The 18262-nt window shown below is 53.6% G+C and carries 17 protein-coding genes, 1 tRNA gene and 1 rRNA gene; 3 read left to right on the plus strand and 16 right to left on the minus strand.

Annotation, left to right across the window (positions count from 1 at the left end; genetic code table 11):
• Positions 1-9: 9 nt before the first annotated feature.
• Together N5C09_RS12085 and rrf are read left to right on the plus strand one after the other, a co-directional pair.
• Positions 10-85: transfer RNA gene (locus tag N5C09_RS12085), tRNA-Thr, on the plus strand.
• Positions 86-128: 43 nt separating this feature from the next.
• Positions 129-244, plus strand: a 5S ribosomal RNA gene (gene rrf / locus N5C09_RS12090).
• A gap of 319 nt (positions 245-563) precedes the next feature.
• Here the strand turns inward: rrf and N5C09_RS12095 are convergent.
• The 3 genes from N5C09_RS12095 to N5C09_RS12105 form a co-directional block, all read right to left on the minus strand.
• Positions 564-785, minus strand: a complete 222-nt coding sequence (locus tag N5C09_RS12095) for a lipoprotein (RefSeq protein WP_279749115.1) — start codon at positions 783-785, stop codon at positions 564-566.
• 246 nt (positions 786-1031) lie between these two features.
• Positions 1032-4145 (minus strand): efflux RND transporter permease subunit, encoded by a 3114-nt coding sequence (locus tag N5C09_RS12100; RefSeq protein WP_279749116.1) that lies wholly within the window; start codon positions 4143-4145, stop codon positions 1032-1034.
• 11 nt (positions 4146-4156) lie between these two features.
• Positions 4157-5293 (minus strand): efflux RND transporter periplasmic adaptor subunit, encoded by a 1137-nt coding sequence (locus N5C09_RS12105; protein ID WP_279749117.1) that lies wholly within the window; start codon positions 5291-5293, stop codon positions 4157-4159.
• 396 nt (positions 5294-5689) lie between these two features.
• On the opposite strand from N5C09_RS12105, the gene envR reads away from it, so the two are divergent.
• A complete protein-coding gene (gene envR, locus N5C09_RS12110; protein ID WP_107534013.1) occupies positions 5690-6337 on the plus strand; it encodes an acrEF/envCD operon transcriptional regulator in 648 nt (215 codons plus the stop codon).
• Here the strand turns inward: envR and N5C09_RS12115 are convergent.
• From N5C09_RS12115 to msrP, 13 genes are all read right to left on the minus strand, one after another.
• On the minus strand, positions 6332-8416 hold the full coding sequence (locus tag N5C09_RS12115; protein ID WP_279749118.1) for a bifunctional diguanylate cyclase/phosphodiesterase: 2085 nt from the start codon (positions 8414-8416) through the stop codon (positions 6332-6334). The two genes, envR and N5C09_RS12115, sit on opposite strands and share 6 nt — an antisense overlap.
• A gap of 139 nt (positions 8417-8555) precedes the next feature.
• A complete protein-coding gene (locus N5C09_RS12120) occupies positions 8556-8720 on the minus strand; it encodes a DUF2556 family protein (protein WP_063450987.1) in 165 nt (54 codons plus the stop codon).
• Positions 8721-8897: 177 nt separating this feature from the next.
• A complete protein-coding gene (gene fis, locus N5C09_RS12125) occupies positions 8898-9194 on the minus strand; it encodes a DNA-binding transcriptional regulator Fis (RefSeq protein ID WP_000462905.1) in 297 nt (98 codons plus the stop codon).
• A gap of 23 nt (positions 9195-9217) precedes the next feature.
• On the minus strand, positions 9218-10183 hold the full coding sequence (dusB, locus tag N5C09_RS12130; protein ID WP_006812176.1) for a tRNA dihydrouridine synthase DusB: 966 nt from the start codon (positions 10181-10183) through the stop codon (positions 9218-9220).
• Positions 10184-10511: 328 nt separating this feature from the next.
• The gene (locus tag N5C09_RS12135; protein WP_279749120.1) at positions 10512-11252 is read right to left on the minus strand and encodes a carbonic anhydrase family protein; all 741 of its coding nucleotides are present in this window, start codon (positions 11250-11252) and stop codon (positions 10512-10514) included.
• Positions 11253-11389: 137 nt separating this feature from the next.
• Positions 11390-12271 carry a 50S ribosomal protein L11 methyltransferase gene (prmA, locus tag N5C09_RS12140; protein WP_017382703.1) on the minus strand — a complete coding sequence of 294 codons (882 nt, stop codon included), beginning with the start codon at positions 12269-12271 and terminating at the stop codon, positions 11390-11392.
• 11 nt (positions 12272-12282) lie between these two features.
• Positions 12283-13734: a sodium/pantothenate symporter gene (panF, locus tag N5C09_RS12145; protein WP_063867532.1), complete on the minus strand. Its 1452-nt coding sequence runs from the start codon at positions 13732-13734 to the stop codon at positions 12283-12285.
• A complete protein-coding gene (locus N5C09_RS12150; RefSeq protein WP_022649569.1) occupies positions 13724-13966 on the minus strand; it encodes a YhdT family protein in 243 nt (80 codons plus the stop codon). The genes panF and N5C09_RS12150 overlap by 11 nt, the downstream gene beginning before the upstream one ends.
• 108 nt (positions 13967-14074) lie before the next feature.
• Entirely contained in the window at positions 14075-15424 is a 1350-nt protein-coding gene (gene accC, locus N5C09_RS12155; protein ID WP_003860388.1) for an acetyl-CoA carboxylase biotin carboxylase subunit, read from the minus strand.
• 10 nt (positions 15425-15434) lie between these two features.
• Complete coding sequence (gene accB, locus N5C09_RS12160; protein WP_063450991.1) at positions 15435-15899, minus strand: acetyl-CoA carboxylase biotin carboxyl carrier protein; 465 nt, start codon at positions 15897-15899, stop codon at positions 15435-15437.
• Between the two features lie 21 nt (positions 15900-15920).
• Positions 15921-16373, minus strand: coding sequence for a type II 3-dehydroquinate dehydratase (aroQ, locus tag N5C09_RS12165; RefSeq protein ID WP_022649568.1), 453 nt, complete (start codon positions 16371-16373; stop codon positions 15921-15923).
• Positions 16374-16607: 234 nt separating this feature from the next.
• Complete coding sequence (gene msrQ, locus N5C09_RS12170) at positions 16608-17207, minus strand: protein-methionine-sulfoxide reductase heme-binding subunit MsrQ (RefSeq protein ID WP_063867534.1); 600 nt, start codon at positions 17205-17207, stop codon at positions 16608-16610.
• Positions 17208-18209: a protein-methionine-sulfoxide reductase catalytic subunit MsrP gene (gene msrP, locus N5C09_RS12175; RefSeq protein ID WP_063450993.1), complete on the minus strand. Its 1002-nt coding sequence runs from the start codon at positions 18207-18209 to the stop codon at positions 17208-17210. It lies immediately after the preceding gene.
• Positions 18210-18262: the final 53 nt, after the last annotated feature.

Here is an 18262-nt window from a genome sequence, read left to right on the forward strand (position 1 = left end):
ATTTAGCGTGCTGATATGGCTCAGTTGGTAGAGCGCACCCTTGGTAAGGGTGAGGTCCCCAGTTCGACTCTGGGTATCAGCACCACTTTATACTTAGGTTAAAGTTCGGCAAGAAGTAAAAGAATTTGTCTGGCGGCTTTAGCGCGGTGGTCCCACCTGACCCCATGCCGAACTCAGAAGTGAAACGCCGTAGCGCCGATGGTAGTGTGGGGTCTCCCCATGTGAGAGTAGGGAACTGCCAGACATCAAACAAGTAGAAAGGCCATCCGAAAGGATGGCCTTTTTGCGTTATGCGTACTGTTAAATCCCTCACTTCGTTAATCCCTCTCTCGAAATTCGCACATATCGGCGTATACCTATGCGTTTAACTGGCAAAATAGTGCGTATACATAAAGTAATCGAAACGCAGCAGGAGTGAGGTTACTGGCAGGGTTAACTGTGTAAAGCAGGAAGCATAGTAGGGTATTAAATAGAGTTAATAGCGGGTAAAGCCAGGATGGAAAATATAAGCGCTTACATCACAACAAAATAAAAGCGCGGACATTGCCGCGCTTTTAAAAGCCTTATTTAGTCAGAGCAACAATACCCAGCGTCAGGCCCGCTATTGCCGCAGCGCCACCGGCTATCGCACCTGCTGTTTCCCAGTTATCCTGGGTGGTGCCCTTCATGCAGGTATTGGTGTGAACCAGTCGGCCCTGATCGTCGTATACCGGTACACATGGAGAGTCGTGCGCACAGCCAGCAAGCAGCGCAGCGAGGAGTGCAACGGAAAGGAATTTTTTCATGATGTTACCTCAAAATAATCGCTTATTCGCTTCAGAGCCGATGCGGCAATTAACGAATTGATGATTATTTTACCACCGTAATACCATGCAGAACGGTGAATAATCTCAATTTGTGTGGATTGTAAAAATCATGGAGAAAAGGAGCGGGTGGAGATAATTAATGGAGAAAATGTGAAGGACCGATATATTTATTCTGTTGTTTTCCGTAAATAAAAAAAGGCACCCGAGGTGCCTTTTAATTTTTCATTAATCCTTGTGCTTTGTAAACCGTCTTCGGACAACCACAAAGAAAACAGGAACGAAGAAAATGGCCAGCAGCGTAGCTGACAGCATCCCGCCCATCACGCCCGTACCGACAGCGTTTTGTGCCCCACTTCCTGCACCACTACTGATTACCAGAGGCATAACGCCAAGGATGAATGCCAGGGAAGTCATCAGGATAGGACGCAGACGCATACGTGAGGCTTCCAGCGTGGCTTCGATAATCCCTTTGCCTTCTTTATCCATGAGATCCTTGGCGAACTCAACGATCAGTATGGCGTTCTTAGCGGATAAACCAATTGTCGTAAGCAGGCCAACCTGGAAGTAAACGTCATTGTTCAGCCCACGCACCGATGCAGCCAGAAGCGCGCCGATCACCCCCAGGGGCACAACCAGCATGACCGAGAATGGAATTGACCAGCTTTCATAGAGGGCAGCCAGACACAGGAACACCACTATCAGCGAAATGGCGTACAGCGCTGGAGCCTGATTACCGGAAAGACGTTCCTGGTAAGACATCCCCGTCCAGTCGTAGCCGATGCCGGAAGGCAGTTTCGACGCAAGGCTTTCCATCAACGCCATTGCCTCACCGGTACTTTTGCCTGGCGCAGACTCACCGAGGATCTCCATTGACGGCATCCCATTGTAACGTTCCAGACGGGGTGAACCGTATACCCAGTGAGAGCTGCTAAAGGCAGAGAAAGGCACCATTTCGCCGTTAGCGCTACGCACATACAGGCCGTTAATGTCTCCTGGTAGCATACGGAAGCGAGCGTCAGCCTGTACGTAAACTTTTTTCACGCGTCCATGATCGATAAAGTCATTCACATAGGTGCCACCCAGTGCTGTTGAGATGGTCTGATTAACATCAGATACGCTCACACCTAACGCCTGTGCTTTCTCCTGATCGACATCCAGCTTGAATTGAGGCGTATCCTCCAGGCCGTTAGGACGCACGCGGACCAGTAATTCCGGATGTTCTCTCGCCATGCCAAGCAGCTGGTTACGCGCCTGCGTTAGCTGCGTATGCCCCAGGTTTGCCTGGTCAATCAGTTCGAAGTCAAAGCCTGTCGCCGTGCCCAGCTCAATAATCGCGGGCAGGTTAAACGGAAATACAAGGCCATCTTTGATCTGGCTGAACGCTTTCGTCGCACGGCTGACAATGGCGCTAACGCCGTTTTCATCGCCCGGACGTTCTTCCCAGGGCTTCAGGCTGACGAACGCGATACCGGCGTTTTGGCCCTGGCCGCTAAAGCTAAAGCCGTTTACGGTGAAGACCGATTCAACGTTCGCTTTCTCTTTCGTCAGATAGTAATCCTGAACCTGATCGAGCACCTGCTGGGTGCGCATCTGCGTCGCCCCTGCCGGCAGCTGAACCATCGTCATAAACACCCCCTGATCCTCTTCCGGCAGGAAGGAGGAAGGCAGGCGCAGGAACAAGACTGCCATGCCGCCGACGATGATGACGTATACCAGCAGATAGCGCCCGGTCTTACGTAAAATACCGCTTACGCTGTTGCTGTAGTGCTCCACGCTCTTATCAAAAAGCGCGTTAAACCAGCCAAAGAAGCCACCTTTCTTTTCATGATGCTCGCTGGCAACGGGTTTGAGCAGGGTTGCACAAAGCGCTGGCGTTAATATCAGCGCAACCAGCACCGATAAGGCCATCGCGGAGACGATGGTTAGCGAGAACTGGCGATAGATAGCCCCGGTAGAGCCTCCAAAAAATGCCATCGGTATAAACACCGCCGAAAGCACCATGGCAATGCCCACCAGAGCGCCCTGGATTTGTTCCATCGACTTCTGCGTCGCCTCTTTTGGCGGCAGCTTGTCCTCCACCATCACGCGTTCTACGTTCTCGACCACCACGATGGCATCATCGACGAGCAAACCTATCGCCAATACCATCCCGAACATCGTCAGGGTGTTAATGGAGAAACCGAACGCAGCCAGTACCGCAAAAGTACCCAGCAACACCACGGGCACCGCGATAGTCGGTATAAGGGTTGCCCGCAGGTTTTGCAGGAACAGGTACATCACCAGGAACACGAGAACGATCGCTTCAAACAGCGTCTTCACCACTTCATGTATTGAGATCTTCACGAAAGGTGTGGTGTCGTATGGATAGACAACTCTCAGGCCCTGCGGGAAGAAGGGCTGCAACTGCGCCAGTTTGCTCTTGATGGCGGCAGCGGTATCCAGCGCGTTTGCGCCTGTCGCCAGCTTGATCCCGAGCCCCGTCGCGGCCTGCCCATTGATTTTGGTGACCATGTTGTAGTTTTCGCCACCCAGCTCAATGCGGGACACGTCCTTCAGGTGGACCATTGAACCGTCCTGGTTCACCTTCAGCGTCACACGGCCAAACTCCTCCGGCGATTTCAGGCGCGTTTGAGCAATAATTGAGGCGTTCAGCTGCTGACCCGGTACAGATGGCGTCCCCCCCAGCTGGCCCGCCGCAATCTGGTCGTTCTGGGTTTTCAGCTGGTTAATGACGTCCAGCGGCGTGAGCTGGTACTTATTCATTGCGTTGCTGTCCAGCCAGATGCGCATGGCATACTGCGCACCGAACAGCTGCACGTCACCGACGCCGGAAGTACGGCTGATCGCATCTTTTACGTTAGAAGCAACATAGTCGGAGATATCATCCTGAGTAAGGTTTTTATTATCCGACACGAAGCCCGCAACCAGCAGGAAGCTGCTGCTCGATTTTTCCACGCCGATCCCCTGTTGCTGCACTTCCTGCGGCAGCAGCGGCATGGCGAGCTGAAGCTTGTTCTGAACCTGCACCTGCGCGATATCAGGATCCGTACCCGACTCGAACGTCAGGGTGATGGTGACGTTACCGGCAGAATCGCTGGTGGACGACATGTACATCAGATTGTCGATTCCGTTCATGTTCTGTTCGATAACCTGCGTCACCGTGTCCTGTACCGTCTGGGCATCCGCGCCAGGGTAGGTTGCTGTCACCGCAACCGCGGGTGGCGCAATGGTCGGATATTGCGCGACCGGCAGTTTTAAAATGGCCAGCCCGCCCGCAATCATCAGAATGATGGCGAGTACCCAGGCGAAAACAGGCCGTTGAATAAAGAAATTAGCCATGTCGATATCCCTTAACTGGCTGGAGTAGCGGCGGTATCAGGAATAGCCACGACGGTGACGCCAGGGCGAACTTTTTGCAGACCGCTGGTGATGACGCGGTCGCCGTTTTTCAGACCTTCCGTGACCAGCCACCGATCGCCAATCGCCTGCGGTGCAACGACAGTGCGAGATTCCACCTGGTTTTTATCGTTTACCACAAGCACGGTGGCATCCCCGCGCGGTGTACGGGTTACCCCCTGCTGGGGAACAAGAATGGCATCCGGCTGCGTACCTTCATCGATGCGCGCACGGACAAACATACCCGGTAACAGCATATGCTGAGGGTTAGGGAAGAGGGCGCGAAGGGTGATTGAGCCGGTACTTTCATCTACCGTGACGTCAGAGAACTGTAGCGTTCCTTTTAACGGATAAGGCTGGCCGTTTTCCATCAGCAGCTCGACGCTGCTGGTGTCGCCCTTTTGCAGGCTCGTCTGCTTCAGACGCATAAAATCGCTGCTGGACTGGGTCACGTCGACATAAATTGGATCGAGCTGCTGAACCGTTGCCAGCGCAGTTGACTGACCATTCGTGACGAGCGCCCCTTCAGTAACGCTGGATTTACCAATTCGACCGCTGATTGGCGATGTGACTTTCGTGTAGGCTAGGTTGATCCGCGCGCTTTCAACGCCAGCCTTCGCGGCAACGACGCTCGCATCCGCCTGCTGAGCGGTTGCCACCGCCTGATCGTACTCCTGCTTGCTCACATATTGCGTACCGACCAGCGGAACGTAACGTTTCACCGTCAGATGGGCAATATTTGCCGCCGCCTGCGCTTTTACCAGTTCACCTTTCGCATTGTCGTAGGCTGCCTGATAGGTGGCAGGATCGATCTGATAAAGGGATTCACCCGCTTTGACATCGCTGCCTTCGGTAAAATTACGGTGCAGAATGATACCACTGACCTGGGGACGAACCTCCGCAACACGATACGCATCTGTTCTGCCTGGTAATTCCGTCGTTACGGCCAGCGGCGCGCTTTTGACAATATGAACATTCACCTGAGGGGCTTGCGCATGCTGCTGTGAGTTTTCCTGCCCATCGCACCCGGCGAGCAGTGCGGCACAGACAATGAAACCGGATAAGGGTAAGCGTCTGAAATGAGTCGTCATTACTGTTCCTTAAACTACCCCTAAACCGATAATTGCCGTGAATCGGTGAGAGGGTATGAGGCAAAAATAAAAATGTAGCTGCGTATAATAATGAGGGTATTTAATGTTTTTTAATTTATACGTGCTGGAGGGGCATTAAAAAGTAAAAATCAGAATCTGGCCCAGTACTTTCAATATGCAATTTCTGTCAGGATAACCAGCGCAAATGTTTTGGGTTCGCTTTATTCATATATTTTGTGAATGCAATGCATTGAACTTATTTGGCTGAATTATAAATTAAGCAAATTGACTTTTTTTGTGCAAAATGAAAATCGGTTATGATGAATACTTTTATTTATCCGACCCCATCATTACGTTTGGTAGTGTATTAATCATATGAGCAATGAGTAGCAGGCTATGGCGCGTAAAAAGAAAGAAGAGGCTCAAAAGACCCGTCAGCAGTTGATTGAAGCCGCTATCGGGCTATTCGCGACGCGGGGCGTGGCTAACACCACGCTCACCGACATCGCCGATGCTGCGCAACTCACACGCGGGGCAGTTTACTGGCATTTTTCGAGTAAAGCGGAAATATTTAACGCCATCTGGGAACAGCAATTACCGCTGCGTGAGATGATTCGTGACAGGTTAATGCTTTCTGAAAAAGATGACCCGCTGTTAATGCTTCGTGAACAATTTATTGTTGGGTTGCAATATATTGCAAGCAATCCCCGACAGTATGCTCTTCTACAGATTTTGTATCATAAGTGTGAATTTCATGACGATGTGATTTCAGAATGTGAAATACGAAAGCGGATCGGTTTAAACGATGATTATCTTCGCAGGACGCTGAGGCAATGCATTGCTCGTAACATCATCTCGTCACAAACGAATATTGAACTTGCGGTAATAGTTTTCCACGCCTTTTTTAGCGGAGTCATCAAAAACTGGCTCATGAACAGCAACAGTTTCAATCTGTACCAACAGGCGCCGGCGCTGGTGGATAATATTCTGGCGACGCTGCATATCACCCGAGTGACGCCAGTGGTTTACGATACGGCCTCATGACGGCGTCCGGGGTGGCGACATCTCCCCGTGCTGGCACTGTTCCGTAATCGCTTGCGCGGTAATCGGTTTGCCCAGCAGATAACCCTGTAGCTTATGACATCCCAGTTCTGTCAAAAACGCCTGCTGCGCTGCGGTTTCCACCCCTTCCGCCACAACCTTCAGATTCAGCGTTTTTGCCAGAGCGACAATCGCCGAGACAATCGTTGCATCTTCGCTCTCACCACTTAACTCTTTCACGAAAGCGCGATCGATTTTTAACTCACAGGCGGGGAGCCGCTTAAGATAGAGCAGGCTTGAGTAACCTGTACCAAAATCGTCTATCGAGGCTTTTACGCCCGCATCCGTCAGCGCTGTCAGGACGCGAACGCTTTCGTCTGGATTGTTCATCGCCGTGGTTTCGGTCACCTCCAGGATCAACATACCGGGCGGTACGCTATGGCGCGACAGACAATCGAGAACCGTTTTAACCAGCGTTGGCTGTTCGAACTGCAACGTAGAAAGATTCACCGCCATTGACCAGTCCGTGTGGCCCTGAAGATGCCATTCACGCAGCTGGCGGCAGGCCTCGTCGATGACCCAGTTTCCAATGGGAATAATCAGCCCGGTTTTCTCTGCCAGCGGGAGAAACAGCTCGGGAGACAATAATCCCTGTTTTGGATGCTGCCAGCGTAACAGCGCTTCAAACCCAAGTACTGGCCCGGCAGGGGCGTGGAATTTAGGTTGATATAGCAGGCGTAACTCATTACGGTCGATGGCCTGCCACAGATCGTTCATCAACTGAAGATGCGTTTGCGCCAGCGTATTCATTGACGGCTGGAAGAAGTGATAACCGTTGCGACCCATATGTTTTGTGTGATACATCGCCGCATCAGCGTTAAACATCAGTTCACGATCGGTGTTGCCGTCGTGCGGATAGAGCGCGATGCCAATGCTCAGGGTGACCATCAGCTCGTAAGGATCGAGATGGAACGGGCTATCAATAACGCGCACCAGTGAATTGGCCAGTGAGGCTGCATCATCCGGGCTGTCAGTTTCGGCCAGCAGGACGAATTCATCCCCACCGATACGCGCCAGCGTGTACTGACCTTTCAACTGCAACAGCAAGCGCTGAGTCACGGCAATCAGAAGCTTGTCACCGACGTCATGACCGTAGGCATCATTAACGGTTTTAAAACCATCGAGATCCATAAACATCAGCGCGAAGGCGCTCCCCTCGCGATCGGCCTTGCTGATAGCCTGATCGAGACGATCCTCCAGCAGAATGCGATTGGGCAAACGCGTCAGCGTATCATGTAACGCCAGCTGTGCGAGCTCGCGGTTAGCTTCTGCCAGCGATGAGGCCAGCAGCGAGGTACGAGCCTGAAGGCGGGCATCGAACATCGACACCAGTAATGTGATCCCCAAAATAGCAAGCGCGACCACGCTTACCAGTACCGCCAGCCAGCTACCGTTAATGCCATGATGGTGGACCATCGTCGACACCGGAAACTGGGCGGCTTCCATGCCGGCGTAATGCATACCAGCGATAGCGATGCCCATGGTGATCGCCGCCCCCAGCCGCATCAGCGCCATTTGTGCGGCTTCCTGTCGTAAACGGAACGTCAGCCAAAGAGCGGCCAGTGACGCGGCCAGGGCAATGATCACAGAGACGGCCACCCACGTATTATCCCAGACAATACCCGGTGTGACTTCCAGTGCAGCCATTCCGGTGTAGTGCATGGCAACAATGCCCACTCCCATCACGGCTGCGCCGGGGAGCAGCCGGTGCAGACGCAACTGCTCACCGCTAACGAGCCACAGGGCGAACATCGACGAGCTGATGGCGATAACCATCGAAAGCACGGTCAGGGCCGCGTTGTAGCTCATGCTCATGGAAAGATCCATCGCCAGCATACCGATGAAATGCATCGCCCACACGCCAATCCCCATCGACACCCCGCCGCCTGCCAACCAGACGCGCGCAGCGACGCCCTGGCTACCGGCAACGCGCGCAGCCATATTCAGTGCGGTATAGGCGGCAAGAATGGCGACAACAAAGGAGATGACGACGAGGATTTGGTTGTATTGGCTAACCAGCATGGTCTGTTCACTCGTTGGGGGATGTTAAGCAAGAGCGGTTGGAAAGGGCACAGACATTATCATCGTCAGGAAATGACGAAAAGTGATTTAAATCCCTGTTTTTATTAGGTGATAGCAGGGATGGCGCAGGGGGTAGCGGTTAGTCCAGCTCTGAACAGTTCACCAGTTTTAGCGGATTTACGGAATTCATATTGCGACATTTATCGGTTTCAGTGCTCATCAGTTCAATCCACTGCATCAGCAGCGCATCGAAAAGGAAAACAGAGACAGCAAAAACGACCAGCCACCAGTATTTACGAATCATGTGTCATTCCGGGAAAAGAGAACCTGTAAGGTGCTGGAAATATACACGAAAAGCGGGCGTTGAAAAGTGGGGAACGAGAAGGTTTACAAAGGTTGACGGTCGCCCATTTTGGCGATAAAAAAGGCGCTTCCCCATGCCGAAGAGCGCCTTTTTAAACAAGCAGTTAGCTAATCGAAATTAGTTCATGCCGTATTTTTTCAATTTCTTACGCAGGGTACCACGGTTGATGCCCATCATCAGGGCAGCGCGGGTTTGATTACCACGGGTGTATTGCATCACCATGTCCAACAGTGGCTGTTCAACTTCAGCCAGTACCAGCTCATACAGGTCATTAACATCCTGACCGTTCAGTTGAGCAAAATAGTTCTTCAGTGCCTGTTTAACCGAGTCACGCAGGGGCTTTTGAGTCACCTGATCCTGAGAGTTAACGGTAGATACGGTCAGTACGTCAGAATTTACGCGTTGTTCGAACATAGTTCTGTCAGCTCTTTATTTCATTACGCAAGATTTTCGAAGTATGCCTCCAACGCCTCCAGCTGTTCGCTGGCATCCTCAATGGCGTTGAATGTGCGCCGAAACTGGTCATTTGGAGCGTGCTCCTGGAGATACCAGGAGACGTGTTTACGCGCAATTCGGTACCCTTTTGCCTGGCCGTAGTGGTCATGCAGTTCCCGAACATGCGAACAAAGCAAGCGCTTAACCTCTGCCAGAGGCAGCGGGGCAAGCAGCTCCCCAGTGTCCAGATAATGCTGGATTTCCCGAAAGATCCAGGGTCTTCCCTGAGCGGCACGTCCTATCATCAGAGCATCAGCTCCCGTATAGTCGAGCACAGCTCTGGCTTTAAGCGGGTCAGTAATGTCGCCATTCGCGATAATCGGAATGGAAACTTTCTGCTTAACTGCCCGAATGCTGTCGTATTCAGCTTCACCGTTGAACAAACAGGCGCGAGTGCGTCCATGAATGGTCAGGGCCTGAATGCCACAGTCTTCGGCCAGTTGGGCAATCTCTACGCAGTTACGGTGTTCCGGCGACCAACCCGTGCGAATCTTTAACGTAACAGGAACGTCCACTGCGCTGACAACCGCCGTCAGGATTGACTTCACCTGGTCGGGGTATTGCAGAAGGGCTGAACCTGCAAGCTTGCGATTCACCTTTTTGGCCGGGCAACCCATATTGATATCAATAATCTGGGCGCCACTTTCCACGTTAATACGCGCGGCATCTGCCATTTCTTCAGGCACGCTTCCGGCAATTTGCACGGTGCGAATACCTGGCTCATCAACGTGCACCATCCGTAGGCGGGACTTATCGCTTTCCCAAACCTGCGGGTTAGACGACATCATCTCGGAAACGGTCAGTCCTGCTCCCATCTCGTAGCACAGCGTCCTGAACGGCCGGTCGGTAATACCTGCCATGGGTGCTGCGATCAGGCGATTTCTGAGCTGGTGGTGTCCGATGCGCATGAGTTAAGAAATGACCATACTGTGACTGCAAGGCGGCGTATATTACGCATTTTTTGCACGAGATGAAAGGCCAAACTTTGAACAATCCACTGCTGTAGATCAATGAATCGCCAGTCATACTTTTGGGATAAGATTATTCGCTATTTAAATCATTGGGTTATGAATAAATGAACGTTTTGTGGGCTCTTACAATTTCCCGTAACTTCTCATCATTTCTGAATAAATGAATCAATTGTCCGGGATAATCTGCTGCTATATGCAGCAGATTAGGGTGCTTCTTGCGATCTGTGTCGCCTTTCAGCACAGGATATCAGCGCAAAAAATCGACTTATTCAACCACCAGGCGGCCATGAAGCGGCTGGACCGGACGGTTGTTATCGTGATGCATTGTGTGAGTGAATTTTTGCAGCTGTTCAGCAGAGACGGTCAGCGGCTGCTTAAGCACCAGCCACGTTACCCCTTCTGAGCACGGCGGCGTGGTCAGAGAGCCGCTGAAGCGCCAGTAGGTCTTATCCGCGGGCAGGAGTTTATTGATATTGAGGGTTGGCTTGATCGTGACGTTCTGGTCAACCTGTCCCGGCATCACGCTCCAGAGTTTATCCAGCTCAGCGTTTGCCGCACCCTGGTCGAACATAACGGCAACGACCGTCAGTTCGCCGTCAGCATTTTTGTGTACCAGATGCATTTCCATCGCGTATTTTTTACCGTGCACCGTGTTTTCGGACGGGGCATGGAAATGGAACTGTTGTAACGTCCAGGTCTGTTTATCAAGCGTGATGCTGTCGCGTGTATCGGCGTTTTCACTCGCCTGGATAGTATGGCCGTTGTTTGTCAGGGTGACCGGGCCGTCGATGTAGTGCGTTTCCAGCGGAGAGATATGGGCTTTGACCGTGCTATCAATGTTAATCGGCGACTGATACATCCCGCTTTTACACGTTTTATACGCCTCGTCCAGTTCGCCCCAGTGCTCCGGTGCGCCTTCTCCCTGATAGCTCCAGTGTGATGCGTAAGCCGAAGCCGACATCATGCTCAGCGCCAGCAACGCTGCCTTGCCTGCAATATGTTTCATCGTATTCTTCCTGTGAATTTTATTATCCAAATCAATAATTAACATTATGATTTGCAGGGTTATTTTATCGGAGAAAGGATGAAGGCGGGAGGGAAAACCGAAGGGGAAAGGCGTGGTCAGAGGACCACGCCAAATGCTTATTTTTTACGACCGGTGATGCGGCACCACTCTTCTTTCTCGACGACCGGGTCAAGCGCAAAGAGATCGGCGTAGGCTTCGCAGACGCTGTCTGCCTGGCTTGCCAGAATGCCGGACAGGCCCAGCAGGCCGCCCTCAACCGGCAGGACGCTGATTAACGGCGCCAGCTCGCGTAACGGGCCAGCCAGGATATTCGCGACCACCACATCGGCTTTCATGGCCTCTGGCTGTGCATCGGGCAGATACAGTTCAAGGCGATCGGAAACGCCGTTACGCTCGGCGTTATCACGGCTGGCCTGAATCGCCTGCGGATCGATGTCGATCCCGATGGCTTTGGCCGCGCCCAGCTTCAGCGCCGCGATAGCGAGGATCCCGGATCCGCAGCCGAAGTCGATCACGGTTTTGCCTTCCAGATCCAGACCATCCAGCCATTGCAGGCACAGGGAAGTTGTCGGGTGAGTACCGGTTCCAAACGCCAGACCCGGATCAAGCATCACGTTCACCGCGTTTTCATCGGGAACCTCGCGCCAGCTTGGGCAGATCCACAGACGCTGACCAAACTGCATCGGATGGAAGTTGTCCATCCACTCGCGTTCCCAGTCTTTGTCTTCCAGCTGTTCGATTTTATGCGCGAAGCCTGCGCCCAGCAGCGGATGGTTTTCCAGAATCGCCACCACCTCTTTCATGTCGGTTTCTGCATCAAACAGGCCGATAACGTCGGTATCGCCCCACAGGCGCGTTTCGCCCGGCAGCGGCTCAAAGACCGGCGTGTCATGGGTATCCTGGAAAGTGATAGAGACCGAACCGGCTTCCATCAGCGCATCACTCAGTTCTTCGGCGTTCGCACCGGTTGTGTTCAGTTTTAATTGGATCCACGGCATGGCAAAACTCTTTATTTATCAGTAGACATCAGGGTGGCGGGTGGTACGGGGCGGCCGAAACGGTTACCCACCACAAACGCCAGTAAACTTAACAGCAGCGAGGGCACAATCGGGTGAAAGCCCAGATACTGAATTTTAAACGTTGCGAGAACGGCATACAGAACGCCCCCGACAATCATGCCGCTTAACGCACCCGCGGCATTAGCGCGTTCCCAGTACAGGCCCAGCACCAGCGGCCACAGGAAAACGGCCTCCAGCCCGCCAAAGGCGAGCAGGTTCAACCAGATGATCATCTCCGGTGGACGCCACGCGGCCAGCAGCAGCAGCGCACCCAGCACCAGGGTGATCGCGGCCGACATACGCTTCAGGCGACGCTCATTTTCAACCTGTTCAGGGCGCAGGTTCAGGTAGAGATCTTTAATGATCGTAGCGGAACTTTGCAGTAACTGGGCGTTGATGGTCGACATAATGGCCGCCATGGGCGCGGCGAGGAAAATCCCGGCGGCAAACGGCGGCAGCACTTTTACCATCAGGGTCGGGATGACCAGATCCGGCACAGTAAGGTCAGGGATCACCGCGCGTCCCAGCGCGCCCGCCAGGTGCATGCCAAACATCAGGATCGCCACCACAATCGTCCCGATGATGATCCCCCGGTGCACGGCTTTGCTGTCTTTATATGAGATGCAGCGCACGGCGGTATGCGGCAGGCCAATGACCCCAAAGCACACCAGCACCCAGAACGAAGTCATGAAGGTTGGAGAGAGAATATCATCCGCCCCCTGCGGCGAGACCAGCTTCGGATCGATCGCTTCCAGGGTTTCAACCGCATGGCCCAGGCCACCCGCGGCATGCACGATGCCGACCAGAAGAACGAGGGTGCCTACGAGCATCACCAGCCCCTGCATCGTGTCGTTTAGCACGCTGGCGCGGAACCCGCCAAACGCGGTATACAGCGCAATACTGACGCCGAAGATGACCAGACCCGTCTCGTAGGGGATCCCGGCCGCCGTTTCCAGCAGGCGCGCGCCGCCGATGAACTGCACGGTCATCGCCCCGATGAACGCCACCAGCAGGCTCAGGCTTGCCAGCCATACCAGCAGGCGGCTCTGATAGCGGGCAAACAGCATATCGTTCAGCGTCACGGCATTGTAGCGGCGGGCCAGAATGGCAAATTTTTTACCCAGTATGCCAAGCGAGAGCCAGATGGCAGGAAGCTGGATCATGGCCAGCAGTACCCAGCCCAGTCCGTACTTATAGGCCGCGCCGGGGCCACCGATAAACGAGCTGGCGCTGATGTAGGTGGCGGTCAGCGTCATCGCCAGCACGACGCCACCCATTGAGCGGCTCCCGAGGAAATACTCGTTCAGAAAGGTGCCGGTCGAACGTTTACGCATCGCATAAACTGACAGGCCAAACACCAGGAACAGGTAAGCGATAAGGGGCAGAATGACTTCAAGCTGCATCATCGTCCTCCAGAGAAATATCGCGATAGATGAATTTCACCATCGCCCAGCACAGCACAATAAACACCAGCGGCAACAGCAGGCAGGCCATTTCAAACCAGTGCGGAAGGCCGGTTATGCCGATAGCCGAATCAGGTAAGTAAGCAGTTACTAACCAAGCAGCAAGATAGAGAAGGGTCAGCCACAGCGCCCAGCGCGCTTCTTTATGGGCCTGAACAAAACGCTTGTCCATTTTTTGTCCCTTGTGGATGAAGAAAGCGGGGATTGTACATGATGGGGCTTTGCGATCCCCAGAAATAAAAAAGGCCGGATTATCCGGCCTTTTAGCAACGCTGGTCTGTTACTTCTCGTTCAGACCGAGTTTTTTCTCCAGGTAGTGGATGTTAGTTCCACCATTCTGGAAGTGCTCGTCGCTCATGATGCGCATCTGGAGATCAACGTTGGTTTTGATCCCATCGATGATCAGCTCCTGTAGGGCGTTCTTCATGCGGGCAATTGCCACGTCACGGTTTTCGCCGTAGCAGATCAGCTTACCGATCATTGAGTCATAGTACGGCGGTACGGTGTAACCGGCGTAGATATGGGACTCCCAGCGCACACCAAAGCCACCCGGCGCGTGGAAACGCGTGATTTTACCCGGGCTTGGCAGGAAGGTGTTCGGGTCTTCGGCGTTGATACGGCACTCTACCGCATGGCCTTTCACCACAACTTCTTCCTGCTTGATGGACAGCGGCTGACCGGCTGCGATACGCAGCTGCTCTTTGATCAGGTCAACGCCGGTGATCATTTCGGTTACCGGGTGTTCAACCTGAATACGGGTGTTCATCTCAATGAAGTAGAACTCGCCGTTTTCGAACAGGAACTCAAAGGTACCCGCCCCGCGATAGCCGATATCAACACAGGCTTTAGCGCAACGCTCGCCGATGTAGCGACGCAGTTCCGGGGTAATGCCCGGCGCTGGCGCTTCTTCCACGACTTTCTGGTGACGACGCTGCATGGAGCAGTCACGTTCTGCCAGATAGATCGCGTTACCCTGACCGTCGGCCAGCACCTGAATTTCGATGTGGCGTGGGTTTTCCAGGTATTTTTCCATGTACACCATGTCATTGCTGAAAGCCGCTTTCGCTTCCGCTTTGGTCATGGAGATGGACTGCGCCAGTTCGGCATCGCTGCGCACGACGCGCATACCGCGACCGCCGCCGCCGCCGGACGCCTTGATGATAACCGGGTAGCCAATGCGTTTAGCATGAGCACGGTTAGCATCCATGTCGTCGGTCAACGGGCCGTCAGAGCCTGGTACGGTTGGAACACCGGCTTTTTTCATCGCGGTGATGGCAGACACTTTGTCGCCCATCAGGCGAATGGTGTCGGCTTTCGGGCCGATGAAGATAAAGCCAGAGCGTTCAACCTGCTCAGCAAAGTTGGCGTTCTCAGAGAGGAAGCCGTAGCCCGGGTGAATCGCGACCGCGCCGGTGATTTCGGCGGCGCTGATGATCGCCGGAATGTTCAGATAGCTTTTTACGGACGGAGCCGGACCGATACAGACCGTCTCATCCGCCAGCAATACGTGTTTTAAATCGCGATCCGCGCTTGAGTGCACGGCCACGGTCTTGATGCCCAGCTCTTTACAGGCACGAAGAATACGCAGTGCAATCTCGCCACGGTTGGCGATAACAATTTTATCCAGCATGTTCGCCTCGTTACTCGATGACGACCAGCGGCTCGTCAAATTCTACCGGCTGACCACTTTCGACCAGAATCGCTTTCACAGTACCTGATTTGTCTGCTTCGATCTGGTTCATCATTTTCATGGCTTCAACGATGCACAGGGTATCGCCTACGTTGACTTTCTGACCCACTTCGATGAACGCTTTCGCATCCGGGCTCGGGGTGCGGTAGAAAGTACCAACCATTGGGGAACGTACGATGTGACCACTGATTTCTGTTGCAGCCGCAGGTGCTGCTTCTGCTGCCGCTGGCGCAACGGCTGCGGCGAGCGCAGGCTGTTGCACTGGCGCAGCGTAAGCTTGCTGCATTACCGGGAAGCTAGCGGCTGGGGCTGCACGGCTGATGCGTACAGACTCTTCGCCTTCAGAAATTTCCAGTTCGGAGATGCCTGATTCTTCAACCAGCTCGATCAGTTTTTTAATCTTACGAATATCCATGAGTGGGTTCCGTACTCTTGTTTAGTGTGATTGTGACAAGCGTTTTACCGCTGTCTGTAAAGCGTATGAATAGCCGTCTGCACCCAGCCCACAAATAACGCCAGCGGCGATATCCGACAGGTAGGAATGGTGGCGGAACGGCTCTCGGGCGTGCACGTTACTCAGGTGGATCTCGATAAACGGGATACTCACCGCGAGCAGTGCGTCGCGTATAGCAACACTGGTGTGCGTAAACGCGGCCGGATTGATCAGGATATAGTCCACAGTGTCTTTAGCCTGATGAATACGGTCGATGATTGCGTACTCCGCATTTGACTGAAAATGGTCCAAATCCACATTCAGCGAGGCTGCTTCCGTACCCAGACGGTTAACAATTTCGCTCAATGTCAGCGTGCCGTACTTCTCTGGCTCACGGGTGCCGAGCATGTTCAGGTTCGGTCCGTTCAAAACTAAAATTTGGAATTTGTCAGCCATTGTGCCGCTATCTCCTGCGATTTTCGGGTAAAAAACAACATATACCCTCAACGCGCAATTGTCACCCTTTCAGAGGCCTAAAACCCCTGTCCGGAAAACCGAAGTCGCACATTATAACGATTTCGTAGCATTTGGCAGCTAAATACTGGTCTTATCAGGGAAGATTATCAACCGCTATCCGAAAAAGATTCGCGGTTGATAACTATTCTGCGGGAAAACGCACAGTTTCGTTAACTATCGCCACCACTGGCGGAACTTCTTGTAACGCCATGCTAAAAGGGCCAATGCCAGCAGGGCGTAGATGACCGGCTGAGGGGATAAAATCTTCACCGACCACAGGTAATGAAGGGGGGCGAGGATCGCGACAAGATAGACGAAGTTGTGCAGCCGTTGCCAGCGTCGGCCCAGTTTTCGCTGCGCGTACTGCGTGGATGTCAGCGTCAGCGCCAGTAAAACCAGCCAGCTTACGATACCCAGCGTCAGATAAGGGCGCGTCACCAGTTCGCTGCCGAGTAGTGCCAGGTTGTTAATGCCCAACTCCAGCAGGGCGTAGCTGGTGAGATGCAGCGTCGCCCAGGCAAAACACCATAGCCCCAAAAGCCGTCGCGTGCGTATCAATAAGGGCTGTTTAGCGTAGCGCGCCAGCGGTGAGACGAGCAAGGTCGCCAGCAAAAATTTCAGAGCCATCCGACCCGTAAAATGCTGAATATCTTTAGCCGGATCGGCACTAAACTGCCCCTGACTGGCTGCCCAAAAGAGCCAGATAAAGGGGAGTAATCCGGCTAAGTGCAGGAGAACCTTCAGCCCGGTTATCTGCTTTGCCGTTAAACGCACTCAGAAGTTCTCCCGTAAATTCAGCCCACGGTACAGGGATGCCACTTCATCCGCATAGCCGTTAAACAGCAGCGTTGGCTGGCGTTTAACGTCCAGCGCGCCGCCGGAACCGATAAAACGTTCCGTCGCCTGGGACCAGCGAGGATGGTCAACGTGTGGGTTAACGTTGGCGTAAAACCCGTACTCGTCGGGCGCCGCCAGGTTCCAGGTGGTCGGCGGGCGCTCGCGGGTGAGCTTGATGCTGACGATGGATTTAATGTTTTTGAAGCCATATTTCCACGGTACGGTTAAGCGAATGGGGGCCCCGTTTTGCGGCGGCAGTGCTTTGCCGTAAACGCCCACGGTCAGCAGCGTAAGGGGATGCATGGCTTCGTCGAGGCGTAACCCTTCAACGTACGGATATTCCAGCCCGCCGCCGATGAATCGATCCTTCTGGCCCGGCATCTCGTCCGGCGCATAGCGCGTCTGGAAGGAGACATACTTCGCATTGCTGGTGGGCTCAGCCAGGGCCAGGAGCTTGTGCAAAGGGAAGCCTACCCACGGCACGACCATCGACCAGGCTTCCACGCAGCGCATGCGGTAAATGCGTTCTTCAAGGGGGAAGCGGGTGGTGAGGTCGTGATGATCCAGCGTCAGCGGTTTTGCCACTTCGCCATCAATCTTCAGGGTCCAGGGATCGGTTTTCATGCTGCCCGCGTTGGCGGCAGGATCGGCCTTATCAAGACCAAACTCATAGAAATTGTTATAGCCAGTGACTTTCTCTTCCGGGGTCAGCGCCAGCTTATTTTGCCATTGCGCCGGTTTGGTGAAGTTAAGGGGGGCACCGGAGGGGGCTTTCGGGCGATCGTTACCCTTAAACCAGTCGAGCAGGTCAGCGTGGGCCGCAGGCGTGAGCGTCAGGGCGGTGGCGCTGATGCCAAGCATCTTCAGGATCTGGCGGCGCTGTAGCATAAAGACAGACTCAGACGTTACGTCGGCTTCCGTCAGTTTTCGGGTTTTCATGGCATCCTCCGTCAGGCGTTTTTCTAAGCATGACGGAGGAGGCGGGTTAGCGC

Origin of the sequence: Enterobacter sp. GD03975 (assembly GCF_029838645.1) — a bacterium.
In the GTDB taxonomy this organism is placed as follows: Bacteria; Pseudomonadota; Gammaproteobacteria; order Enterobacterales; family Enterobacteriaceae; genus Enterobacter; species Enterobacter quasihormaechei.

Coding starts and splice junctions, on each gene's coding strand:
- accC (WP_003860388.1), bottom strand. CDS start 15,424: ATGCTGGATAAAATTGTTATCGCCAACCGTGGCGAGATTGCACTGCGT.
- N5C09_RS12120 (WP_063450987.1), bottom strand. CDS start 8,720: ATGATTCGTAAATACTGGTGGCTGGTCGTTTTTGCTGTCTCTGTTTTC.
- N5C09_RS12150 (WP_022649569.1), bottom strand. CDS start 13,966: ATGGACAAGCGTTTTGTTCAGGCCCATAAAGAAGCGCGCTGGGCGCTG.
- N5C09_RS12095 (WP_279749115.1), bottom strand. CDS start 785: ATGAAAAAATTCCTTTCCGTTGCACTCCTCGCTGCGCTGCTTGCTGGC.
- N5C09_RS12135 (WP_279749120.1), bottom strand. CDS start 11,252: ATGAAACATATTGCAGGCAAGGCAGCGTTGCTGGCGCTGAGCATGATG.
- panF (WP_063867532.1), bottom strand. CDS start 13,734: ATGCAGCTTGAAGTCATTCTGCCCCTTATCGCTTACCTGTTCCTGGTG.
- dusB (WP_006812176.1), bottom strand. CDS start 10,183: ATGCGCATCGGACACCACCAGCTCAGAAATCGCCTGATCGCAGCACCC.
- N5C09_RS12100 (WP_279749116.1), bottom strand. CDS start 4,145: ATGGCTAATTTCTTTATTCAACGGCCTGTTTTCGCCTGGGTACTCGCC.
- accB (WP_063450991.1), bottom strand. CDS start 15,899: ATGGATATTCGTAAGATTAAAAAACTGATCGAGCTGGTTGAAGAATCA.
- envR (WP_107534013.1), top strand. CDS start 5,690: ATGGCGCGTAAAAAGAAAGAAGAGGCTCAAAAGACCCGTCAGCAGTTG.
- N5C09_RS12105 (WP_279749117.1), bottom strand. CDS start 5,293: ATGACGACTCATTTCAGACGCTTACCCTTATCCGGTTTCATTGTCTGT.
- prmA (WP_017382703.1), bottom strand. CDS start 12,271: ATGCCGTGGATCCAATTAAAACTGAACACAACCGGTGCGAACGCCGAA.
- aroQ (WP_022649568.1), bottom strand. CDS start 16,373: ATGGCTGACAAATTCCAAATTTTAGTTTTGAACGGACCGAACCTGAAC.
- msrP (WP_063450993.1), bottom strand. CDS start 18,209: ATGAAAACCCGAAAACTGACGGAAGCCGACGTAACGTCTGAGTCTGTC.
- N5C09_RS12115 (WP_279749118.1), bottom strand. CDS start 8,416: ATGCTGGTTAGCCAATACAACCAAATCCTCGTCGTCATCTCCTTTGTT.
- fis (WP_000462905.1), bottom strand. CDS start 9,194: ATGTTCGAACAACGCGTAAATTCTGACGTACTGACCGTATCTACCGTT.